We start from the raw sequence: 24,706 nt of genomic DNA on the forward strand, positions 1-24,706 counted from the left end.
TTTTTATTCCTCAATCACTTGTTGATGCATAAATACCGGCTGATAAAGCTGATAGGAAAATTGTGCGCAGGCATCTTCTAATAAAGCGGTGGCATCCTGTTCCTGCAAAATAAACTGCCAGTCACGGTGCATTTTGGTGGCTTCATTATCCGCGACAGAAAAGCCAGTGAACTTGCCATCTTCATGCCAGTCTTTATAAATCACATCCATATCGTCAATGCACATCTGGTTCTGTTCATTGGCTTGCCAATCATGCTCTTTATCTTTTTCTGCAATTTTCAGCAGCAATGCCGCAGGTAAAACCAAAGGTTGGCTTTGCCCATATTTCCAGGCCGCCAGCCAATGATCCAGCCACTCGCGCGCTTTATTGGACGTCACCCCATGACATAAAATGGTTCGGTCACTGAACACCACAATCCGTGCCAGTTTTTCTCCGCCCTCACCCATATTCAGATAAGCCAACCAGAGTAAATATTCCAGCCAGACTTTGGCGCGACGCTTGGCACGTGCACTCGATGCTTCCAGACTGACCCATTTTTCAGCGCTATTTTTTGGCAGGTTGATGTTCATATAAACATGATTATTGATCTTCCACACCTGTTGCGTGGTCGGAGTCACCTCAGGCGCATATTTCAGCAACCGCGCTTTTAAACGTTCTTGCTCCACCACGCTCATCTGCCAGCTACTGTGTTGCAGTTTGCCAATCGGCAATTGGTCCATCAATAACTCAGGCTGTGCCGCACCGTCCTGCTTTTGCAAGAACTGGCGCACGGCATAACGTCCTAAACCATCGAGTAACAAAGGTTCTTGCACCGCAGGTAAATCTTCGGGGCGCAAATTTTCCACGCCTAAAGTTTTTAAATAGAGGCGTGCCGGGAAAGTCACATCCTGAATCCATTGATGACTGTCCAGTACCTGAACCTCTTGCTGAAGGTTTTGATACGGCGTATTCACCCAAGATGAGCGCTGTCCCGTAGCATGACGAAGCTGCCCGGCCACACAAAACCATTGATCCTGATAGCGCACCGGTCGAGTCGACTCAAAACCCACAGGGTCGAAAGGCAATAAAGGATGGACATGATAAAGTGACTGCAGTTGTTCAGGCACTTCCACACCATTGATCTCCACGGTTGCATCCGCTGCTGTATCGGGCTGTTGAGCCTGAACAATAAAGGCCAGATGTTGCACCAGTTCCTGTAACACGGTGGATGGATCACGCACTTCACCATCATTAATATCAAAGCCGTTATAAAACAGCCACAGGTTATCCTGCGCCAACAGCAGATTATCTAAAAATGCACCCTGATCATCTTCCAGACGTGAACGGTCACCCAACTGCGGTTTCAGCAAATCCATCAAATCGAAAGGCAAATGCTGGGTGCGATTCGGAAATTTACCACTATCTAAACCAAGCATCACAATCAATTTATACGGCACAGGACGGATCTGTCCGATTTGGCTAAAGGTAATTTGCCCAGTCGGTTCAGCATGATCCAGTTGTGCTTCCAAAGTGGTGTTAATTTCCGCCAGCAAATAAGGCAACGGCAAACTTAAACTGCGCAAGGCATGATGATCGTGTTCATCATAGAAACTTGCCAGTGTCAGCATCCGTTCTTGTTTTTTAATAATTTTATAAACAGCCGTTAAGGATTCGACCCCTGCCTGTTCAAACTCGGCAATGTCCTGCATCAGATGTTTTAGCCATTGTTCCACAGGCACAGTTCGACCTTGTTCATGCGCAATCATCCAGTCACGGCGTGCATCAAAATCCTGATAAATCTGAATCAACTTGGCAATCAGTTCAAAGTCGCTTGGCAAGACTTTGGCAAAACTCAGCGTGCCTTGAAACAAGGTATGTTCGGGAATGGCAATCCCCAAAGCCAGACGATCAAGCGCGAATTTAAAACTAAAACGATAGTCTTCATCGCCTGCGGACAAACTGCGCTGTAAATGCTGGGCATCCAGTCCACGTTTAAAGCCGGCATCCACCAGCAATTCTGTGATGCGTTCAATCGAATTGACTTCTAAACCGTAGAGCTGCTGGGTAGCACCCAGACTCAGCCAGTCGGCAAAATCTTCAATGGTAAAACGCCTTTGAATCAATTCAATTCGCCCTAGCACGGCTTTCCAGGCATTCAGCGCATCTAGCTGGGTCACGCCGGCAATTTTAATCGGTAAATAAACACTGTCTTTGGAGAGTTGATGACTGCTCCCCGTTTTTTGCTGAATCAGATCGCGTTCACTTGGTGGCGGTGCAAATACACTACGAATTAGCGGTTCAAGTTCACTCAAACTTGGGCTTAAAACCAAAATATCACTTGGCCTGCGTGGTGCATCTTTTGTGCCTTGTGCTAACCAGTGAATCAGTTGTTCCTTTAAAACTTCCAGCTGTCTTAAACTGGAATGACAAACATGAATCTGAATCGAATCATCCTGTTCATCCAAGACATATTGATGCTTTTCAGGCTCGACCAGATACAAAACATCGGACTGGATTTTACCGAGCAGGTTATCTTTATATTCATCGACAAAGGCATCTGCCCAGACCCCATCTTCACCTGAAGACAAGTTGGACAACAAAGAAAAATGATCACGTGCCTGTTTACCAAAACGGGTCAGTAAGGGATGTCGAGATTCACGCTGTTCTGCATTGAAATTTAAGGTAAATTCCTGAAAGAATTTTTCAATGTCGGCATCACTGGCTTTCGGGTTTTTGGCAATAAAACGTTCTTTCACGCGTACGTCGTAACGCGCTTTCCAGTTCGGATCGACGCTGTCTGCCCAATACTCTTGCGAAGGGTTGTAATGCAGAATATAGATGTCAAGGTACTGCCCCAAACGGCGTAAAAACTCCAGTTGCATCGGTGGCAAATCGAGTAGGGTAAAAATCACCAATTGTCGCGGCAGTTTTTTTAAGGCCACTTTACGTGTTTCTGGATTGTCCAGAATTTCCCAGAACATCGCGTCAATACTTTGCATTTGCTCAAAATCTTGATGAAACACTTCCTGCCATAACCAGCGCTGCCATGCTTCCAGTTCACGTGCCTGATTTAAGGTAAATTCAGAAATTTCAGTATTGGTTTTAAAGAACATGTCTTCAATTGAGAGTTCTTTATTTTTCCCCCAAGCCTGTAACCAGTTGGTCTGGCAATTGCACATATTAGCTGGACAATTTTTCTGGCAATGCCCCCGATATTCCATGTAATGGCTAAATAGGCGTGACACCTGCTCCGCCACCCAATACAGCATGCCCTGCTTTTTCAGCTGTTTTTCGATGCCTGGTTCCAAACGGTCAGCACTGTCATAAATCCGCTGCACAATGGAATGTAAAGGATGGTCTAATTCTAAAGGATTTTGTTCGGCCTGAATAAAGCTTTTCAGTGCCTGAAACACGCGCCATTTAATAATAATGCGGGGAATATTGGCTTTACGGACTTGTTCTTTTTGATCGACCAGCACCCATTGATAGGCTGACCATTGAAAACCGCGAATACGGTGATGAAACTGGGTATTGGCACTGATGCCCTTTTGTTCTGCCAGTTTTTGCGTGAGCCATGTTTCCATAGCATGCGACGGTACAATAAAATGTTGGGTTTGCAGAACCTGAAAAGGCGTATGAGCAGGCTTATTCACGGTCGTCAGCATTGCATGTACAAGTACATCAATACGCTGACTTTGAATCACATGAATTGCCATTAATTACCTACTCCTGTTTTTTTCAAAATGAAATATCTACAAAACCACAAAGATTATTTACTATACATCTGCATCTGTCTATGTCACTTTTAGATTTCGATTCGATTCAAAAATGCTTTTAAATTCGGATCTTAATAATGATTGAATAGAAAAACCAACACCAAGTTCAAGGTATTTACATTATGAAAATAGATAAAATTCCAGACTCAATAGACCCAGCATTAGATTTGGAAGCCATTCGTGCAGAATGCTTAGAACTTGTCAAAAAACGTGCTTATTTTTCTGCTGGTGCTGCCGTCGTGCCTGTTCCATTTCTAGATGTCGTCATCGACGTCGGGATTTTGTCACAACTCATTCCAGAAGTGAATGCACGTTTTGGTTTAGCCCCTGAACAAATCAGTGTCTATGATTCAGAAACCAAACAAGTACAGTGGAACGAACTGCGTAAACGCGGGGTCGAATTTTCTGGCTTGGTGGTTGCCCGTACCGCTGTCAAAAAATCCCTCAATAATGTAGCAGCCAAGGTCATCACCAAACAGGTGACTAAATTTATTCCTTTAGGCGGACAAATTGTTGCAGCAAGTTTAGGCTATTTTGTGATGAAAAAAGTGGCTGAAGCGCATGTAGAAGAATGTTACAAAATTGCCAACGGCATTCAACAAAAACAAAAAGCACATGTGGTGAATTAAATCATCTGTAGTAAGTATTGGCCTATCAAGGCAAATATCTCACAGCTGAAAGCTTAATTCGCTCTCAGCTGTTTTAAAATGGCCCGTAATACTTCTAAACGTGCAGTATTTTTATCATTGGTGGCAATAATATACCAAGGGGCATGGGCTGTACTTGTTCTTTCAAACATATCTGCTGCGGCACTTAAATATTCATCCCATTTTTCACGATTACGCCAATCATCCGCGGTAATTTTGAAGCGTTTATGCGGGGTTGCTTCACGTACTTTAAAGCGCGCCTCCTGTTCATCCTTACTAATCGCCAGCCACAATTTAATCACCACCGTTTGACTATTGACTAAATCTTTTTCAAAACGGTTAATTTCATCATAGGCACGTTGCCATTCTGCCTCGTTGACAAAACCCTCAACACGCTCAACCAATACCCGGCCATACCAGGAACGGTCAAAAATGGTAATGTCTTCCTCAGTTTGTAACTTGGTCCAAAAACGCCATAAATAGGGATGACGCATTTCATACGTCTCAGGCGCTGAGATGGGGTGAATATCATATTCACGTGGATCAAGATTTTTAACAATGCGTTTAATCGCTCCGCCTTTACCTGCAGCATCCATTCCTTCCAGAACCACAATGGCCTTAAGATCATCAAAACGTAGGGCTTCTGCCACTTTAAGAGACAGGTTTTTCAGCTCTTTTTTATAGTCTTCTTTGGTAATCGGCTGATTTTCAGGATGCAATAATAGTTCTGGAATAGCAGCTTGTTTCCATTTGGCTGTGCTTTGACTTAAATGTTTAGGACAATGCTTCATGGCCGCCAAAATGGTCTGTGCAAATTGCTGATCTCGCGCTTTTTCATCTTCACAATCGATAATCGTCCAGTCTTGGGTAAAGCGCTGACGCAGTTTTTGCACGTTGTCATATTGTTTTTTATTGCGCCAATCTAGACCATGCAATTTATGCCAATGCACTTCACTCGGATCCATATTGTCGAGTCGTTTCTGCAAAGATTTCCATGACAAGTCAAACCAGACTTTAATCACGTCAACATGATTGTTTTTTAAGTCCTGCTCAAAAGCACGCATATCTTCAATGTACACATCAAACAGCGTTTCATCTAAGGGCTTGGACACATGCAAGGCGGTGACCAGCAAATCACTGTACCAATTACCAAACATCACCATAATTTCACCTTCAGCAGGAATAGAAGGTGCATAAGGCTGCCAAAAAGTTTGCTTCTGATTCAACATGATTGGCGGATCTGCTTTGACTCGTAAATAACGGGGATCGACCCATTCACGCAGTTGCTTGACTGACTCCCCCTTGCCCGCCAATTCAATTCCATTGACTAAAATCAGCACGCTTTTGGCATTCTTTTGATCGCGGGTATTTTTTAAAAAATATTGCGCTTCAATCAGATTCAAGGAGAGCTCACTTTCATCCAGCAGCTGACTTTCTATTTTTTCTGAAGGCATATTATTCTCAAATCTATCGTTCTTCATTGCAGTATAGCGAAGCTAAAAACCACACAACATAGCAAGATGTGCAATTTATGTTGCTTAAAATTGCTTATTTCCAGATCGAACTGACCTATTTAAAGTCATTTTTTTATCATTTTGTCATAGCGACTTTGCCAATCTACCTCTAAGATTTACCCATCTGAAAAATAATAGAGACGCATGATGTCGAAACTGGCTGCATTGGATGATTTGTTAGAGTTGTACTATCAATTGAATTATCATCAAAATCCTGACATTTTCCAACGTCTTCAAGATGTGCAAGCCTGGCAAAAACAGCGCATGCAAAACACGCATGTCAAACAGTTTGCAGAAAAACACAATATTTTAATGTCCGAATATTTTCTGAATCGTCTGTATGGTGGTCCAGATTTCGATGCTTTGGCAGAGCAAATTGCACGTTTAGCAAAATATGCACATAAAGCAGAAAAAATCATTCCTGAAAATGCCATTAAGACCGGTACCTCTGGTGTTGAACTCGCAATTTTAGCGGTGCAACTGGATGAACAAGTGGCGATGCAACTGCTCGAAGATTATCATCCCTATGAAAGCTTAACCGATGAGATGATGCGTCTGACTTATCTTAAATTGGATCAAGGACAACAGCGTTTAAAACAGCTGGACTTACTGGATCAACTGGGCTTGAGTCTAGATAAATATATGCGCTCATTTGTGGTCTACACTGCGTTTAAAATGTGTAAAGGCACCGCTCATAAATACAACTTTCAGGTGATGTATGAATTTATGCAGGATGGCTTTTTAGCCATGAAACCGTTAAAGTCGGCAGAGAAGTTTGTCAAAGATTTTACTGCGGTTGAACGTCAAATCATTCATAAAGTTCATGCCGGTGATCCCCATCCATTTCAATAACGTCATGCTGTGATGGAAATAACACAATGAGCCGCGAATAAAAATACAGGACAGATTTCTGTATATTATTCATAACAATTGCATGCGGATTGCTGTACAACGTCTTAGAATCTGTCATCATGCAAGCACTGCAATATTAACCCTATTTTTATGTTAGGAGTGACTCTATGTCTAACGAAAATCAAACGCCTACCTCGACACCTGAGTCGGCACAAAATATAGACAAAGTGAGTCCATTCTTAACTGAACCATTACCGCAAGGGACAGCACAAGGTCAGCAACAAACCTTACAACAACAGTTGGCCGATACGCCTGTCACCGGTTCAGTTCCTAAATACAATTTGCCACGTGGCGCAAACACCGGCAATGTGGGCGAAACCACACACTTTGGCTTTCAAACTGTAAGTAGCCAAGACAAAGCACAAAAAGTGGCGGAAGTGTTCCACTCTGTAGCGAGTAAATACGACATCATGAATGACTTGATGTCATTCGGTATTCACCGTTTATGGAAGCGCTTTGCCATTAACATGTCTGGCGTACGTCGTGGTCAGCATGTACTTGATATTGCAGGCGGTACAGGTGACTTGGCTAAAGTCTTCAGTCGTGAAGTCGGCCCTACCGGTCATGTGGTTCTTTCAGACATTAATGAATCAATGCTCAATGTTGGCCGTGACCGTTTAATCGATGCCGGCTGTACCAATGTGGACTTCGTTTTAGCCAATGCTGAAACTTTAGAGCCATTTGCAGACAACAGTTTTGACTTACTGACCATCAGCTTCGGTTTACGTAACGTGACCGACAAAGATGCTGCACTTGCTGCGATGTACCGCGTACTTAAGCCAGGCGGTCGCTTGTTGGTGCTTGAATTCTCGAAACCTGTGTTTGAGCCATTCTCTAAACTATATGACCTGTATTCATTTACCGCTTTACCGATCATGGGCAAAATCATTGCCAATGACTCGGAAAGCTATAAATACTTGGCCGAATCAATTCGTATGCACCCTGACCAACGTACCCTTAAAGGTATGATGGAAAATGCGGGCTTCCAGAACTGTGATTACCACAACTTAACCGGTGGTATTGTAGCGGTTCACCGCGGCTTTAAACTTTAAGGTTTTATGCTATGTGGTCGATTCTGGCACTGGGTGCAGTTGAACGATTAATTCATCATGTGATTGATCTGGATGCGATTACTCGTATCCAATTAAATGAACTGCAAGGCAAAATATTGCGGGTGGTCATTGACTCACCGCAACTGTCTGTCGATGTATTCTTTGACCAAAACAAAGTTCGCTTAGAACCGACAATCACAGGTCAAAGTGATACGCCATCTATCTTCGAACAACGTCCATTCGATAAAAATGAACAGGTTTCTGAAGCGACTGCCACTTTGCAGGTTAAAAATGTGGTCGAGCTTTTGAAGCTGTTACTGGCTGATGATGTCGGTAATATTCCGCTGCAAGGTGACTATCATTTGTTGCAGGATATTCAGCGCATCATGCAACAGGCTGAACCCGATTTAGCTTCGCATTTAAGTCCTTGGATTGGTCCTGGTCTGGCACATGAACTGGGTAAGATTCAACTTGCACCGAAACATTTAAAACGCACGCTTGAAAGCTATGCATTTTTTGCTGAAGATGCATTAAAAGAAGATACCGGTTTGTTTGCCTCACGCTGGCAGATGGATGATTTAAACCAAGACACTCGAATTTTCAATCAAAATTTAGATCGTGCTGAAGCTAAAATTCAACAACTTCAGGCACAGATTGATTCAACTCAAAACTAGGTATAAGCATTTATGATTCCGCACGTTTCACGTTTACTCGAACTTTGGCGCATCGCCGCGCACTATAGACTCGACACGTTGTTTCCTGCGGAAGAATTACCTGAAAAAGCCCGTCATGTTTTAAGCTTAATTCGCATGCACCCTGCGGCATGGTCCAGTCGTGAACGTAAAAATCCACTGAAGCTGAAACAAGCTTTAGAGGAAATGGGACCACTTGCGATCAAACTGGGGCAATTATTATCCACCCGTCGTGATTTGATTCCACCTGAAGTTTTACAACAACTGGTACTGCTGCAAGACCGGGTAAAACCTTTTGATAACGATGTTGCCAAAATGCGTATTCAGGAATCATTGAAAGCCGATGTGAATACCTTGTTTGCCCGTTTTGACACACAACCGCTTGCTGCGGCTTCCATTGCTCAGGTGCATACTGCGGCTTTACATGATGGTCGTGAAGTGGTGGTAAAAGTCACCCGCCCCAATATTCGTCAGCAAATTTTACAAGATTTTGAAATTCTCGACTGGTTAGGTGCTGCCTTAGAAAAACGCCTGGAAGCGGCACGTGCACTGCATTTATCTGAAATTATTCAGAACTATCGTCAAATCATTTTAAATGAACTTGATCTGACTTTAGAAGCCGACAACACTCGTCGTATGCGCCATTACTTCACTGGCTCAAGCATGATGTATGTGCCTGAAGTGTATATGGATAGCAAAGATGTGATGGTCGCTGAACGCATCACTGGTGTACCAATTTCAGACATTGCCACTTTTGATCGCATGGGGATGAATCGTGCGGAATTGGCAGAGAAAGGTTTAACCATTTTCTTTACCCAAGTGTTCCGTGACAACTTTTTCCATGCCGACATGCACCCCGGTAACGTATTTGTCGAAACCATTAATCCAAGCAATCCACGCTTTATTGCACTGGATTGCGCGATTATGGGTGAGCTGTCTAAACACGATCAAATGACCGTGGCGCGCATGTTACTGGCGGTGATGAACAGTGACTTTATGCAGCTTATTCTGGTGGTGCATCAAGCCGGCTGGATTCCGCCTGGTACAGATCAGGATGCTTTAGCACGTGAAATGCGTCGTACCGTGGGGCCAATGGTATCGAAGCCGATGCATGAATTGGACTTTGCCGGCATTTTGATTCAAGTGATGGATATTGCGCGTCGTTTCCATCTGGAAATTCCACCACAGTTGATGCTATTGCTGAAAACACTGGTTCATGTCGAAGGTTTGGGAACAGACCTTTATCCGGAACTGGACATTTGGAAACTGGCAAAACCAATTCTCAGGGATTGGATTAAAGCGCAAATGAATCCTCAGAAGAATCTGAAGGAATTGGGACAAAAAATTCCTGATCTTCTTCTGGGTGCACAAGACTTGCCAAGCTTAATGATCGACAGTTTAAACGGTCTAAAAAATCAATCGGCTTGGCATTCCAAGCAGTTGCATGAACTGCAAAGCATGCGTTTGCAGATGGAACATCAGCAAAAACGCAGCTGGATTTTCGGCAGCATGATGGCAATTTTCTTATCGATTGCGATTATTGCACCTTGGTATGTTTCGATTCTTTTGATTGCATTTTCCAGCTTACTTGCTGTTTGGCGTGTATTTAAATAGAGTTATTCTTTAATTAACTCTATTTAAAACAATTAAATACCTTCCTATTCAAGTCTATTTCGACACAAAGATCGGAATAGATTTTTATTTTAATATTCTCGTATTATTAAGACTATTTACAAGATTAAAATAGACAAAAAATCAACCAATCTATTTCTTTATTTTTATGATCAATAAAAAATTTATTCTTCATACCAACTTAAAAACACCTACGCATTAATATAAATAAAAATTATTTAACCAAGAAATTAAAACACTATTTTTATTTAAAATAAAAATACCACCACCAAATAACCAATAACAACAATTAGATATAAAATATAAACCATAATATTATCGATATTTAAATTTTTAAAACAAGAATACATGTAAATGTAATAATTAATAGATATATATATCAATACTTATTTTGATCCTTTTTTTTGATATAAGAGAAAGAATAACAATAATACTCGGATAAGAAAAATGTTAACTAAAATTTCAAAAATTCATGTATTTACAATTGCCATTTCAAGTTTTTTAACTGCTTGTGGTGATGGAAGCGATAATACAGAAAGTAGCAATTTCACTCCTACCCCCATTAACGGTACGGCCGTAGATTTTTATTTAAAAAATGCGGATATAAAATTTGATGACTGTGAAAACAAGTCCATAAAAACAGATGCAAAGGGTAATTTTTCATTTACAACAACCGCTGCTTGCAATGAGTCTGCTCTTACCATTACAGGTGGTATAGATATTGGTACTAACCTGCCGTTTACGGGTACATTAAAATTTAAAAAAATGGATTTAAAAAATCTAAAAAATGGAACCCTCGTTGTTAGTCCTTTAACGTCATTAGAATATTATTTAGAAAAAGCAGGACAATCTGGCAAATTAGATAAAATTTTAACGAATTTAGGCTTGAGTAATATTAACAATATTTCGCAATTTGATCCGGCAAAAGATGGTGATGCTCATACGATGGCTGTGGTATTTATTTTCCAGCAACTTGCCACTCAAATTGAGGATCGTCTACAAACAATCAATAAAAGTGATGGCTCAACTGCATTTACTCAGGAACAAGCGGCTCAAATTACTTTCGACACATTGATTAGTCAATTATCAACTCAACCATTATTTGCTACAAACTCGGCTAAAATTGATTCTGCTGTATTAAAAAATATTATTAATAAGGCTATCGATAATGCAAAAGCTAAAATGAATGATTCAAATATCATTATAGATACAACATTTACAGATCAAATTAGCAGCAATATCATTGCTGTTTCAACTGCAATTGCTAACATTGCTCAGAATGGTGGAACAAGTGCTAATTTATTATCAGAATTGCAAAAAAATCCTGACGTACTTGAAACCATTACAGAGAATTTAAAATCCCCTATATATAATGATTTATTTTTAGCAAATTACGATATTGCTGCCATTAAAGCTTCTAGTGCGACCAACCCACTAAATATCAATTTTGCAAATTTGAATAATACTCTGGCTGTACAATTTAAGTTGGCAAATACAAAATCAGAATTAAATGATACTGTAGCATTGGCCTTCAAATTAGAGGGAAGTAAGGGCTCATATCGCGAAAATTTAAATGTAAGTATTAACAACATTCAAGTTAAATTTAATAATCAGGGTTCAATCATATCGGCAAAAATACCTAAAAATACCATTATTAATATTTCCTCTTCTTTTAAAAATATCCAGCAGTTTCAATTTAGTGTTCCACAAGATCTAGTTATCAATTCTAATGGTAATATTTCTGTAAATTATTTAATCCAAAGTCATGGCGCATTAAAAGATTATTACAATAATTATATCAACAAATTGCCAACTGGAAGTTTAATCCAAGTAACTGCTTATATATTACCTAGCACTTATACAATTAATCCCCAACTAAATCTACCCCAAGAAACTGTCACTATCGGTACTTCAACATTCAAAAGTTCTGCATTGACTGGCTATTTTAAATTAAATTAATTAATGAAAATCCAACCTTAAAGCTGGATTTTTTCTTGTGTAATAAAAATTATTTTAGTGATGTGGCTATATGAAATTTAATTTTTTGCCTTTATGTCTCGGCCTAATATATGGATCTTCAATATATGCAGCACCTGAAGATCTCTTTCTTCAAGCAGATAATTTTACGGAAAAGACCTCATCTCCGTTTAAATTAACACTGGGTTTGGATGCAGTTGATGAAACGATTGATTTTTTTGATATTCGACAAAATGAAGGTGTAACAGATAATAGTACCGGTGATTATCTTGGTGCCCACCTTGCCGCTGAATATAAGTTCCATCCTCAATGGTTATTAGAAGGATCTTACTGGTATAGAGAGATTGATTATTCTCAAGATACCAATACCATTCATAGCACGCTATTAGGTATACGCTATTTTCCTGACTTTCAACTTGATAAAAATAATACATTATTGTTTAGGGCCAGTGTTTGGAAAAATGCAGCTGATGAATTAAACAAATCAACACCCACAGCAGTGAACCAAAAAACTTTTGAACAAGTGACGGTTAACCAGCCACAAGACCTTAACTTTCAGCTAGATACTGTTTTTTCACGCAAAATTGACCACATGAATCAAATCAATATATTTACTTCATTTGGATTTAGTAAAGTCGAGGTAAAAAATTTAAATATCCAGGCCCAATCTAATGGGTGCTTAATGAATATAAATATTCACTCAAACAATCAATTTACTGGGAATTTAGTTCAACCATGCTCTATCGGTAATATACCAATCACTCAATTAAACGTTTCTGGCGATGCGAATGAATACGGTATTGATATACAAAAAGATTTAAATTATGAGAGTTACTATGCAAGCTTTGGGGGGTCTTGGAACTTGCGCTTTCAAAACTTTGAAAGTCAACTTGCATACCAGTATCAATATTTATGGCGTAACGACATTGATGATCGTGTAAGCAACTTTGGCAATCAAGCTATTAGAGATAACCATAGTTTAGGTGGGAAATTTAGTTACGATTTCACACCCAAAATTACGGCTTTTATTAAAGGCGAACTATATCACCATAACTTTGTCGGGCACATACCCTTTTTATACAATGCAGTTACAGCCTCGCGACTTGATAAGCGCTATGGCCTTGCCTCTTTAGGTGTGCAATTTAAAGGTTTCTGAGTTATTGAATAACTTCATTTTTTACGGTTTTAAATATGTAATGACTTTAAAGTCATTTTTGGGTACTTCTCGCCATTGGGTCAAAAAATGTTTGCCCTAGAATAAACAAACACTTGTCTTGTATTGATTCTGCCATGACCCAGATTTTGCAAAAACGTGCCCCTGCCCTGAGCGTTCGTGCCGGATACCTCGCACGTCAACTGATTAAAAAAGAAGGTTTACAGGCAAGCTTTGTCGATACTATTCCCGGCGCTGCAGGTGGTCCGAAAGGTATTGGCATTCAAGGTTTAGATCAGGCCATTTTTGGCGATTTCTTTGCACAAGCACCACAACGCAGAACCCTGATTGGTTCTTCGATTGGTAGTTGGCGTTTTGCCAGTATTTTGGCGTGGGGTGCTAAAGAAGGGACTGAACGTCTTTCAGAACTTTATACAAACCTATATTTTCATAAAAAAATGTCGCGTCAAGATGTCGGTAATATTTGCCGAGGCATGTTGATTGATCTGATTCAAGGCAAAGAACAACAACTGGTTAATCATCCTGACTATCATCTCACTGTGATTTCAATTAAAGCACAGCATATTTTCCAAAGTGATAAGAGCTTTCCCCTCCTTGCCTCTATCGCGGGCATTGTTGGTAGTAATGCACTCGGTCGCAAACACAATCGTCTGTTTATGCAGCGCGTGATCAGCCAACCCTCATCCGGTCAGCAATTTAAAGTGGAGGATGACTTTGTCACCCATTATCAAACTTTAAATAGCGACAATGTCACGCCTTGGCTCATGGCTTCTGCGTCTATTCCAGGTGTTATGGCGGCTATTCGTGATATTCCTGATGCACCCAAAGGCAGTTACCGTGATGGCGGTTTAATTGATTATCACATCGACCTGCCTTTTGAGAGCCAAGGCATTGTGCTGTATCCACACTTTAGCGACCGCATTACACCAGGCTGGTTCGATAAAATGTTTAAAAATCGTAAAGCCAATCCTGAAAATCAGGCACGAACTTTATTGCTATCCCCGTCTGCAGAATATTTGCAATCCTTGCCGCTCGGACGCCTGCCCGATCGTAAAGACTTCACTTTAAAGGATTTAGATCAGAAACAGCGCATTCAAATGTGGAACCAGTGTGTAGCCGAAAGTCAGCGCTTGGGGGATGAATTTTTGGAAATGGTGGAAAAACAGAACTTCCCGCAGTTTATGCAGGATTTATAAAACCACTTTGAGTTGAGCCTATCCATCGATAGGCTTAATCTTACTTAAGATACATGTTTTCAATCATTTGGTTTTTAATCAATTTTTGCATATAAAAATAAAGAAATACATTTGCACGAAAAAAACATGCAACTGCGTGATGAGTAAACCAAATGATCATAGGCATATTTTTTTCTCAAACAGTCGCTAATCACGTACACTATGTAGTTGCGATTTTAATTCGCTCTTTTCCATTTTGAACATATTTTTGGTGAAATTCTCATGAACAACTTGCAATGGCTCGATGAAGTAAAATTTAACGAACAAGGTCTAATCCCTGCCATTGCACAGCATCATCAAACCGGTCGTGTGCTCATGGTCGCATGGATGAATCGTGAAGCTTTGGCTTTAACTGCAGAAAAAAACCAAGCAGTTTACTTCTCACGTTCACGCAAAAAATTATGGCATAAAGGTGAAGAATCAGGTCATTTCCAAACCGTGCATGAAATCCGTCTAGACTGTGATGCGGACGTGATTGTATTGCAAATTGAACAACATGGCGGCATTGCCTGTCATACCGGTCGTGAATCGTGTTTCTACCGTAAATTGACCTCAAACGGCTGGGAAATTGTCGATGCGCAATTAAAAGATCCAAGCCAGATTTATGCTGAAAAACCTGCCCATTCACATAATCCACATACTCTGGCCATGAATGCCTCAACTGCCCAATCTGAACAAGTGGAAGTGCTGGATTATTTAGGTCAGATGATGACCGAGCGCAAAGCGGCAGATCCGGACTCCTCATATGTGGCGAAGCTGTATCACAAAGGCTTAAACAAAATCTTAGAAAAAGTCGGTGAAGAAAGCATTGAAACCATCATTGCAGCCAAAGACTTTAAAGCTGAAGCGCATGAAGATAATAAAAATGACCTGATTTATGAAGTGGCTGATTTATGGTTCCATACCATTGTGATGTTGGGCTATTTCGATCTTGAACCACAAGTGGTTTTAAACGAACTGGCGCGTCGCCAAGGCTTATCCGGATTGGTTGAAAAAGCCAATCGTCAACACTAAGCCGGTGACTGTGTCTAATTCGCAAAAACCGAGTGCAACCTATGAGCAAGCCATTGCCATAGATAATGCGCGTTTGGGCAAATCCTTTAAAGTGATTGCTTATGCAGGCACAGGTAAAACCACCACTTTACAAATGATCAGTGATGCCATGCCCGAGCGGCGTGGCATGTATCTGGCGTTTAACAAAGCCATTGCCTCAGAAGCGCAAAGTAAATTTCATCGTGGTGTCGACTGTCGTACTTTTCACTCGCTGGCTTTTCGTAGTGTTCCACGTGGTGTGACTGATAAACTGCGTTTACCGCGTTTAAGTCCAAGTTTTATTGCCAAGGAATATCGACTGCAACCGATTACCTTGCGCCGAATGATGGGTGGACGTTATGAAAAATACGTCATGATGCCGAGTCGTTTGGCCAGTTTAGTTGCCAATGCAGTGAGCTATTTCTGTTCGACCAGTTCGCAATATCCTGCGCCACGCCACTTGCAAGCACCAAGCTGGTTACATCCAGATGATATCGTTGAATTGCAAAAGCATCTTTATCCAGCAATTGAGCGGCGCTGGTTAGAGTCGATTGACCAGAATCATCAAGCCGGGATTGGTCACGATATTTACCTGAAACTTTGGGCTTTATCTGAACCGAATATCCCCACAGATTATGTGTTGTTTGATGAAGCACAAGATGCCGACCCACTGATGCTGGGGATTTTACTGCGCCAAAGAAATACCCAGGTGATTTATGTTGGTGATGCTCATCAACAGATTTATGCATGGCGCGGTGCAGTCAATGCCATGAAGCAGCTGCCCTTGCCTGAATCTCGTTTAACCACCTCATTTCGTTTTGGTGAAGAGATTGCCTTAAATGCCAATGCGATTTTGGGTGCTTTAAATGAAACCGTGCCTTTGCTCGGTAATCCGCATCTCCATTCTAAAGTAGTCAATAAACCGCATACCAAACAACGCGATGCGATTTTATGTCGTACCAATGCCCGTGCGATGGAGTTATTGCTTGCCGGTTTGCTGCATGGCGAAAAAGTCAGTTTGCAAGCTGACCATGTCAAACTGAACCGTTTTGTCGATGCCGCCAGCATGCTGAAACAAGGCAAACGAGTAACTGATGTGCCTGAACTGGCGTGGTTTAATTCATGGCATGACGTGCATGAATACTGTGAAACCAATGACGGCAGTGACATTAAACCTTTGGTGAAACTGGTCGATGATCACGGTACCGATCCACTCAAAAGAGCCTTGGCAAAAATCACCCCGATTGAACATGCCGACTACATTATCTCGACTGCACACAAAGCCAAAGGTTTGGAGTGGGATCGCGTGCATATCGAAGATGACTATCAATTTAAGGTTAATGAAAAAGACCATAAAATTAGTGACGAAGAGTTAAGATTGCTTTACGTTGCCTGTACACGTGCTAAAGTAAGTTTAAATATTCACCACATTTACGATTTGGTGCAACAACTTAAAAAGCAAATGCCATTATCGTTGCGTAAAGCCGTGGGAGAATAATTCAGCTCATTTCGCAATGTAGGTGTTTTATGAAAATCGAATCTGTTCAACTCAAACACGCACTTCATTTTGCCGATCTCAAGCTGAAATTTAACGATAAACCTATCACCCTGATTCTGGGCGATCAAAGCTCGGGTAAAACCGCGATTTTAAAATTCACTTATCAAGCATTAACCTGGTTTGCAGCGCGTTATAAAGACTTTCGTGCTGCAGGTGTAGTGATGCTTGATCAGGACATTATGTTCACGCGCCTGCAATCCAAAATTGATATTCGGGTTCGAATCCCCAATGATATTGGTACTTTAACTGAAGCCAGTGAGCCACAAGACAAAGCGCTTTCTTACTGCGATTGGCAACTCTATAAAACCTTAAATAGTCATGGTATTGCCACCAGCAAAGCGGAAACCCAACAATTAGAAAATTTGATCGAACTTTATCAAAATGCGATCAAACATGATCAACTGCAAGGCTTACCCTTAATTGCCTATTATCCTGCAGAACGCTTCGTCAATGAAATGAATATTCTGAGCAAGAATAATCCTGTCATTTTCCAAGCCTCACACGCATATGAAATTTCAACTATTCCTTACACCACCTTTACCCGTTTTTTTGAGTGGTTTCGTGAAATCAGTGATATTGAAAATGCCCAGATTGCACAACTGTTTCAACAATTGCTGTCCAACCCATCCATCCAGAAAAACAAAGATAATGACTTCCTGCAGCAATTGATCAATGCCCAAAAACAAATGAATGCACCGAGCCTGGATGCTTTAAAACAAGCCTTAAGCACGGTCATTCCTGCTTTAGAAGACATTTATATCCAGTACCAACCTAAATTACAGTTGATGGTGAGCTACCAAAATAAAACCATGCTCTATCAACAACTCTCCAATAGCATTAAAAACTGGGTTGCTTTGGTCGGTGATATCGTGCGCCGCTTATGCTTGCTCAATCCGAACAGTCTGTATCCGTGCCTTGAAGGGGATGGGATTTTATTGATTGATGCGATTGATCATCAGCTCGATCAAAGTACCTGCCAAGTGATATTACAACGCTTACATCAGGCTTTTCCCCGTCTGCAAATTATTGCTACAGGAAACCGGACTGAATTACTGGAACATGCAGCAGACTATCAATGTTTAAAACTGGAAAATAAACAGATCTTTGATATGCAGCTACAACCTTTGCAAGACAAGTTTGATACCATTTATGAGCAACTGGTTTTTAATGAAGAAGTGATTGAAACAGATACATTGCTTGAACCCGAATTAGAAAGCATCACGCCACAAACTATCATGCAACAGATTCAACAGCATTTAAGCGTAGAACAACAAACTGAATTGCGTCGTTTAATGGATCAGTCAGATGATACGTCTTCATCCCATCCCCTGTCATAATCCCTAATATTGAATTTAATTACAAAACAGATTCAATATTTCAAAGCGCCATTTTCAAGATTCATTTTTAAGTTTTCATCTGTCTAAACACTCGACGCCCAGAAAGAATTGATGCGCGTATAATATGTTAGGTGTGCGCAAAAATAATTGATGTTGTTTTCCTCATGTAATAAGATCAAGTATATTTAAAGTTTTATAGTAAAATCCGATTTTACTATCGCTTTTTACAAGTTGCGCAACACAGCTTGTTTTTCCATATTTTTAATTTAATTTGGCTTTCAAGATTGAGAAGTTTGGATGGTTCTTTGCTGTCCTGTAGTCCTTGAAAGATAAGATTCACCCTTAGGTTTTTACAAACCTGATTCACGACAATGGATATGAGTGTGCTACCGATTATTATATTGTTACCGTTAGTACTGGGCACTACCCTTGTCTCGTGGCTGAAGAAATTTTCACGCGGGGTAACGGCTTTAGCGGCTATTGGAGTCAGTTTAAGCAGCCTGATCTTGTTACTGACTCAAACAAAACATGTCTTTAATGGTGGAACAATCACCCAAACCTGGACGTGGTTACCCCAGTTAGGTATCGATTTAAGCTTCCGTATGGATGCCTTAGGCCTATTATTTTCTTTGCTGATTAGCGGTATCGGCACCCTCATTTACATTTATGCTTATTATTATTTAAGCCCTAAAAGCTCCCTGAGTAAATTGTATGTATTGCTGATGCTGTTCATGGCGGCAATGCTGGGAATATCACTTTCTAACAATTTAATTTTATTGCTTATTTTTTGGGAACTCACCAGTATTTCCTCGTTCCTTCTGGTTGGTTACTGGAATAATTACGAAGCTGCGCAACGTGGTTCACGTATGGCACTGACCATCACCGGGATGGGCGGCCTGTCGATGCTCGGTGGCTTTATTCTGCTCGGTCAAATTACCGGGACTTATCAGATAGACCAAATTTTAACAATGAAGGATCAGATTCAAAACCATTCGTTATTTGTACCTACCTTACTGTTTATTTTAATGGGTGCTTTTACCAAAAGTGCCCAGTTCCCGTTTCATTTTTGGCTGCCGAATGCCATGGCAGCACCGACCCCAGTATCGGCATATCTGCATTCTGCGACCATGGTCAAAGCGGGGATTTTCCTGCTTGCACGTTTTACCCCTATTTTTGTCGGTGCAGCGCTTTATCATAATATTGTGACTTTTGTGGGGTTGTTTACCCTCTGTATGGCGGCCTTTTTTGCCATTTTTAAAGAAGATTTAAAAGGCTTACTCGCCTATTCCACCATCAGTCATTTAGGTTTGATTGTCTGCCTATTGGGGCTTGGATCACCGCTCGCGATTGCCGCCGCCATTTTCCATATTATTAACCATGCGACCTTTAAAGCGGCATTGTTCATGATTGCCGGAATCATTGACCATGAAACCGGAACCCGTGATTTACGCAAGTTAAACGGGATTTGGCAACTGCTACCGTTTACTGCAACCCTGACCATGATCACCGCTGCCTCGATGGCGGGTGTACCACTGACCAACGGATTCTTGTCTAAAGAAATGTTCTTTACTGAACTACTAGCCAATCTTTCTGGTCCAGTGATGATTTTCTCGGCGATTGTAGCTACGTTGGCGGGAATCTTTGCGGTCGCCTATTCGGTGCGTTTGGTTCACGGGGTATTTTTCGATGGCCCGCTGGGACCACAAGTCCCCAATAAAAATGCCCATGAACCACCTTTTGGCATGCGTGCACCTGCGCTTCTGCTTGCAGTTTTATGTATTTTGGTCGGTCTGGCACCTGCCCTTTTGGTTGAAAAAATTGTCAATTCGACTGCGCGCGCCAGCACCCAACTCCCTGACTTTTCCGGCACACATTTAGCCATTTGGCATGGCTTCAATCTGCCTTTAGTGATGAGTATTATCGCGCTGTTTGGTGGGGTGATTTTCTATTTTGCTTTTGCCAAAAACGGTAAAATTCGTGAAATTGACCTTGATTTGGTGCTGGGTAAATTCCAAGGCAGAATCTTGTTTGATTTGTTTTTAAAGCATCTGTTACTGAATTCACGCAAGTTCAAACGTAAAACTGAAAATGGTTCACTGCAAAGCTATTTAATCTGGATTGTGTTATTTAGTGCCGCTTTGCTTGCCATGCCACTCATTAATCAGGGACTCACCACAGGTACGCGTGAATTAACCCACGCGCCTGCGCTTGCCATTGTACTTTGGCTATTATTGTTCTCTGCATGCTGGATGATGTTGTGGTTCCACCATGAACGGATTAAAGCGGTGCTGATTAGCGGTGCGGTCGGTTTAGTCGTGACCATGGTTTTTGTGACCTTGTCTGCACCGGATTTGGCTTTAACCCAAATTACCGTTGATGTGGTCACCACCGTACTCTTGCTGATGAGCTTATCATTACTGCCCCAGCTTACGCCTTATGAGTCCAGTGTTTCACGTCGCTGGCGTGATGCGCTGATTGCGATTGGGGGCGGTCTCGGTATTGGCTGGATTAGCTGGTTAATTTTGACCCGTGATCACAACTCGATTTCATGGTTCTTCATGCAGCAATCGATTCCACTGGGTGGCGGCACCAATGTGGTCAATGTGATTCTGGTCGACTTCCGTGGTTTCGATACCTTTGGTGAAATTACTGTACTTGGTATTGCTGCCATTGGTGCCTTATGTTTAATGGATGGCATGCGTACCCACGGTACAATTATCACCCAAGGCTTGACCTACCGTTTTAATCCATCTCCCTTGATGTTCCGTATTACCGCATCATGGGTTTTACCTTTGGCACTCGTGGTGAGCCTATATATCTTCCTGCGCGGTCATAACTTACCAGGCGGCGGATTTATTGCCGGCTTGATTACTGCTTTAGCTTTAATCATCCAATATATTGCCCTGGGTCAAGATCAGGCAGAGCAAATGCTGAAAGCCCAATCTGGACGTTTATATGAGATCTGGATTGGTTCTGGCTTAGTGATTGCAGGACTGACCGGATTAGGTGCCTGGTTTTGGGGACGTCCATTCCTCACCAGCGCACACATTTATATCTCACCACCAGTTTTAGGTGAAATCCACCTCGCTTCTGCTGCCTTATTTGATGTCGGGGTCTATGTCACTGTTGTCGGTGCAACCATGCTGATGATTTCAGTCTTAGGCGACTCACGTCACTCCAGCATGGCTGGCCCAGTACTCAAGGGAGAATAAAATGATCAGTATAGAATTTTTACTCGCCTCAGCTATTGGATTACTGACTGCAACGGGAATTTATCTTATTTTACGTGCCCGTACTTTCCCGGTGGTTTTAGGTCTCGCCATGATTGGTTATGCGGTCAATTTATTCCTGTTCGCGATGGGACGGATTCAGATCAATGCCCCAGCGGTTCTGACTGAAACCACCAAAGCCACCGATCCCCTGCCCCAAGCCTTGGTGTTAACTGCCATTGTGATTGGTTTTGCAACCACGGCTTTTATTGTGCAACTGGCTTTACGCAGTCGCTATGAAACAGGCACAGATCACGTTGACTCTAAAGAAGATATTGTGCCGATTGACCCGCGTGAGGATCAGCCTTAATGAATGCTGTTATCCAGTTTTGGACTGAACACACCCCTATTTTTAGTATTTTAATTCCAGCTTTTACTGCTTTTTTATTGGTTATTCTGGGGAATCCAGGCGCAGGTGCATTGTCTGGCGATTGGCGTCAACCTTGGCGTCGTGGAATTAGTTACGTTTCTTCAATTCTAGGTTTAGCCACCGCGATTGTTTATTTGATTTCGGCCAGCAGCGGTCAAATCAGCACCTACAATTTAGGTGAATGGTCTGCACCCTTCGGCATTGTCCTGGTTTTGGATCAACTCTCTGCATTAATGATCGTGCTGACTTATGCCTTGGCAACCCCAATTTTATGGTTTGCCAGCCATGAATGGGATATACGTGGCCGTTATTTCCATGCCATGTTCCATTTCTTGCTGATGGGCTTATGTGGTGCATTCCTGACAGGCGACTTATTTAACTTATTCGTATTCTTTGAAATTTTGTTGATGGCATCTTATGTGCTGCTGGTACACGGACAAGGCAAAGCACGTTTTCAACTCGGCATTCATTACGTCACCATTAACTTACTGGCCTCAGCCCTGTTTTTAATTGGACTCGGCATCATTTACGGCAGTGTCGGTAGTTTAAACATGGCAGATGTCGCACGTCTAATCCCCCTATTAGAACACGATCAGCACAAACTTGCCGTAGCGGGTGGCTTACTGTTATTTGTGGTGTTTGGAATTAAAGCAGCCATGTTGCCGGTTGGTTTTTGGTTACCGAAAACCTATGCCGTGGCAACAACACCTGTCGCAGCGATTTTTACCATTATGACGAAAGTGGGTATCTACGCCATCTTACGGATTAATGGCACCATTTTTGAAGATGACTTGAGCCACAGCATTTTGGCAAACTGGTTACTTCCGATTGGTTTAATTACCTCTATTTACGGTGTAATTGGAGCGATTGGGGCAGAACGCTTACGTCGCTTCGTCGGTTTTATGATTCTGTCCTCGATCGGAACCATCTTAATCGCGATTTCCCTGTTTAATACCTTGGCATGGGCTGCAGCACTTTATTATTTAGTGCATAGCACCCTGATTGGGGCTGCATTTTATTTGCTCTCGGGCTGGATTACTTCACAACGTGGAGCATTCAAGGACCATTTCAATATTGCACCGCAAATGAAACAGCACAAGGTGGTGTCATTAGTCTTCTTTTTAATTACTTTGATGATGGCAGGTTTACCTCCATTTAGTGGCTTTTTGGGCAAGGTCTTTATCTTGCAAGCCACTTCACACTCACCTTATCAACTGGTGATTATTACTGTCGTGCTGATAGTCAGTTTACTCAGTATTATTGCGTTTACCCGAATTGGCTTTGTGCTGTTTTGGCGTGCCACAACACCCGAAAACAATCCAGACACGGACGAGTTTAAGGCCTATCAAGCTTTGCCTGAGCAATCGCCTGCACGAAATGACAAAACCATCTATTTACTGCTTTCAGGTTTAATCGTATATATGGTCTGTGCGGGTCCTATTCAGCAATATATGTTTAAAACGGCTGAACAAATACAAAATAACGCCTTATATGAAGAGATTATTCTGCATAAAGATAATCTTAATCAGGTGATTAGCGTTCAACCCTATGATGCTGAAAACCTGCCTGAAACCAAATATGGTGGTGAAACCGTGGATCCGAATGCGCACCTTATTCCTTACATTATTTCGGAAGATACTTTAGAAGGTGAGCACATTTCAGAGTATAAGCAGCGTCAAATTGAAGAGCAGCAAGTGCAGGAACCTGCTCATCAGGATGATGCCAAGCTCAAGCCGACGGAGCCTTAATCATGCAAAAAACATCTTTCTGGGAAAATTGGTTACCGCATCCATTTGTATCGGTGATTGTGGCTTTAAGCTGGATTATGCTGGCGCATAGCCTCGATGCAGCAACACTGCTTATGGCGTTGTTGCTCGGGCTTCTGATTCCGCGAATGGTCAATCCGTTTATTACCCGTACCCCTGATATCAACTGGCGAATGGCGGTAAAATTATTTTTTGTGGTGCTGTGGGACATTATTGTTTGTAATATTCAAGTGGCTAAACTGGTTCTTGGACCAACACGTAATCTGCATCCCAAATGGTTCCGGGTACCCTTAGAAACTCAGCATGAACAAGTCAATGTCTTACTGGCGCTGATTATCACTACTACTCCGGGTACAGTGACCGCAGGAATTGATGATGATCGCGGTGATATTTTAGTGCATGCCTTAAGTACTGATAATGCTGAAGTAGACATTCTAGAAATTAAAAATCGTTATGAAAAGGCACTCATGGCTATTTTTGCTGTAGAAGTAGGAGAGGATTCATGACCATTTTGCCTTATGCACTCGGCATATGCATGGTGGCTATCACCATCTCAATGTTTCTTTGCCTGGTCCGTTTAGTTATGGGTCCATCCATTGTGGATCGTCTTTTAGCCTTGGATACGCTGTTTCTAAATGCCACTTGCCTCGTGGTGATCCTTGGCATTTATTGGGCAAGTAGCTCCTTATTTGAAGGGGCTTTATTGGTTGCTATGCTGGGCTTCGTATCTACCGCAGCCTTAGCCCGCTACTTTACTACTGGCCATGTCGTAGATTAGGAGAA

The 24,706-nt window shown here is 41.7% G+C and carries 18 protein-coding genes; 16 read left to right on the plus strand and 2 right to left on the minus strand.

Annotation, left to right across the window (positions count from 1 at the left end):
• Positions 1-3: 3 nt before the first annotated feature.
• Positions 4-3,696 carry an exodeoxyribonuclease V subunit gamma gene (locus HLH14_RS01275; RefSeq protein WP_171532493.1) on the minus strand — a complete coding sequence of 1,231 codons (3,693 nt, stop codon included), beginning with the start codon at positions 3,694-3,696 and terminating at the stop codon, positions 4-6.
• Between the two features lie 182 nt (positions 3,697-3,878).
• On the opposite strand from HLH14_RS01275, the gene HLH14_RS01280 reads away from it, so the two are divergent.
• Entirely contained in the window at positions 3,879-4,385 is a 507-nt protein-coding gene (locus HLH14_RS01280; RefSeq protein WP_067722313.1) for a hypothetical protein, read from the plus strand.
• A 53-nt stretch (positions 4,386-4,438) separates the two neighbouring features.
• Here the strand turns inward: HLH14_RS01280 and pap are convergent, their stop codons facing one another.
• Positions 4,439-5,857 (minus strand): polyphosphate:AMP phosphotransferase, encoded by a 1,419-nt coding sequence (gene pap, locus HLH14_RS01285; protein WP_171532494.1) that lies wholly within the window; start codon positions 5,855-5,857, stop codon positions 4,439-4,441.
• 207 nt (positions 5,858-6,064) lie between these two features.
• Here pap and HLH14_RS01290 point away from each other — a divergent pair, with 207 nt between their 5' ends.
• From HLH14_RS01290 to HLH14_RS01360, 15 genes are all read left to right on the plus strand, one after another.
• The gene (locus tag HLH14_RS01290; RefSeq protein WP_067722332.1) at positions 6,065-6,769 is read left to right on the plus strand and encodes an FFLEELY motif protein; all 705 of its coding nucleotides are present in this window, start codon (positions 6,065-6,067) and stop codon (positions 6,767-6,769) included.
• A gap of 167 nt (positions 6,770-6,936) precedes the next feature.
• Positions 6,937-7,881, plus strand: coding sequence for a bifunctional demethylmenaquinone methyltransferase/2-methoxy-6-polyprenyl-1,4-benzoquinol methylase UbiE (gene ubiE, locus HLH14_RS01295; protein ID WP_067722334.1), 945 nt, complete (start codon positions 6,937-6,939; stop codon positions 7,879-7,881).
• A gap of 11 nt (positions 7,882-7,892) precedes the next feature.
• Complete coding sequence (locus tag HLH14_RS01300; protein WP_067722336.1) at positions 7,893-8,555, plus strand: ubiquinone biosynthesis accessory factor UbiJ; 663 nt, start codon at positions 7,893-7,895, stop codon at positions 8,553-8,555.
• A gap of 12 nt (positions 8,556-8,567) precedes the next feature.
• A complete protein-coding gene (locus tag HLH14_RS01305) occupies positions 8,568-10,187 on the plus strand; it encodes an ABC1 kinase family protein (protein ID WP_171532495.1) in 1,620 nt (539 codons plus the stop codon).
• 465 nt (positions 10,188-10,652) lie between these two features.
• Entirely contained in the window at positions 10,653-12,164 is a 1,512-nt protein-coding gene (locus HLH14_RS01310) for a hypothetical protein (protein ID WP_067722340.1), read from the plus strand.
• A gap of 70 nt (positions 12,165-12,234) precedes the next feature.
• A complete protein-coding gene (locus HLH14_RS01315) occupies positions 12,235-13,338 on the plus strand; it encodes a hypothetical protein (RefSeq protein ID WP_067722342.1) in 1,104 nt (367 codons plus the stop codon).
• Positions 13,339-13,472: 134 nt separating this feature from the next.
• Positions 13,473-14,552, plus strand: a complete 1,080-nt coding sequence (locus HLH14_RS01320; RefSeq protein WP_067722344.1) for a patatin-like phospholipase domain-containing protein — start codon at positions 13,473-13,475, stop codon at positions 14,550-14,552.
• Positions 14,553-14,813: 261 nt separating this feature from the next.
• On the plus strand, positions 14,814-15,605 hold the full coding sequence (gene hisIE, locus HLH14_RS01325; RefSeq protein WP_067722346.1) for a bifunctional phosphoribosyl-AMP cyclohydrolase/phosphoribosyl-ATP diphosphatase HisIE: 792 nt from the start codon (positions 14,814-14,816) through the stop codon (positions 15,603-15,605).
• 10 nt (positions 15,606-15,615) lie between these two features.
• Positions 15,616-17,121 (plus strand): UvrD-helicase domain-containing protein, encoded by a 1,506-nt coding sequence (locus HLH14_RS01330; protein WP_067722522.1) that lies wholly within the window; start codon positions 15,616-15,618, stop codon positions 17,119-17,121.
• A gap of 29 nt (positions 17,122-17,150) precedes the next feature.
• Positions 17,151-18,518, plus strand: coding sequence for an ATP-binding protein (locus HLH14_RS01335; RefSeq protein ID WP_171532496.1), 1,368 nt, complete (start codon positions 17,151-17,153; stop codon positions 18,516-18,518).
• 371 nt (positions 18,519-18,889) lie between these two features.
• Entirely contained in the window at positions 18,890-21,730 is a 2,841-nt protein-coding gene (locus HLH14_RS01340) for a monovalent cation/H+ antiporter subunit A (protein ID WP_171532497.1), read from the plus strand.
• 1 nt (position 21,731) lies between these two features.
• Positions 21,732-22,097 (plus strand): Na+/H+ antiporter subunit C, encoded by a 366-nt coding sequence (locus HLH14_RS01345; protein ID WP_086193053.1) that lies wholly within the window; start codon positions 21,732-21,734, stop codon positions 22,095-22,097.
• Positions 22,097-23,905 carry a monovalent cation/H+ antiporter subunit D gene (locus HLH14_RS01350; RefSeq protein WP_171532498.1) on the plus strand — a complete coding sequence of 603 codons (1,809 nt, stop codon included), beginning with the start codon at positions 22,097-22,099 and terminating at the stop codon, positions 23,903-23,905. Before HLH14_RS01345 ends, HLH14_RS01350 begins: the two co-directional genes overlap by 1 nt.
• A gap of 2 nt (positions 23,906-23,907) precedes the next feature.
• The gene (locus tag HLH14_RS01355; RefSeq protein WP_171532499.1) at positions 23,908-24,429 is read left to right on the plus strand and encodes a Na+/H+ antiporter subunit E; all 522 of its coding nucleotides are present in this window, start codon (positions 23,908-23,910) and stop codon (positions 24,427-24,429) included.
• Positions 24,426-24,701 carry a monovalent cation/H+ antiporter subunit F gene (locus HLH14_RS01360; protein WP_171532500.1) on the plus strand — a complete coding sequence of 92 codons (276 nt, stop codon included), beginning with the start codon at positions 24,426-24,428 and terminating at the stop codon, positions 24,699-24,701. Before HLH14_RS01355 ends, HLH14_RS01360 begins: the two co-directional genes overlap by 4 nt.
• The last annotated feature ends 5 nt before the right edge of the window (positions 24,702-24,706 follow it).

The sequence above is a fragment of the Acinetobacter terrae genome, from assembly GCF_013004375.1.
Lineage (GTDB): Bacteria > Pseudomonadota > Gammaproteobacteria > Pseudomonadales > Moraxellaceae > Acinetobacter > Acinetobacter terrae.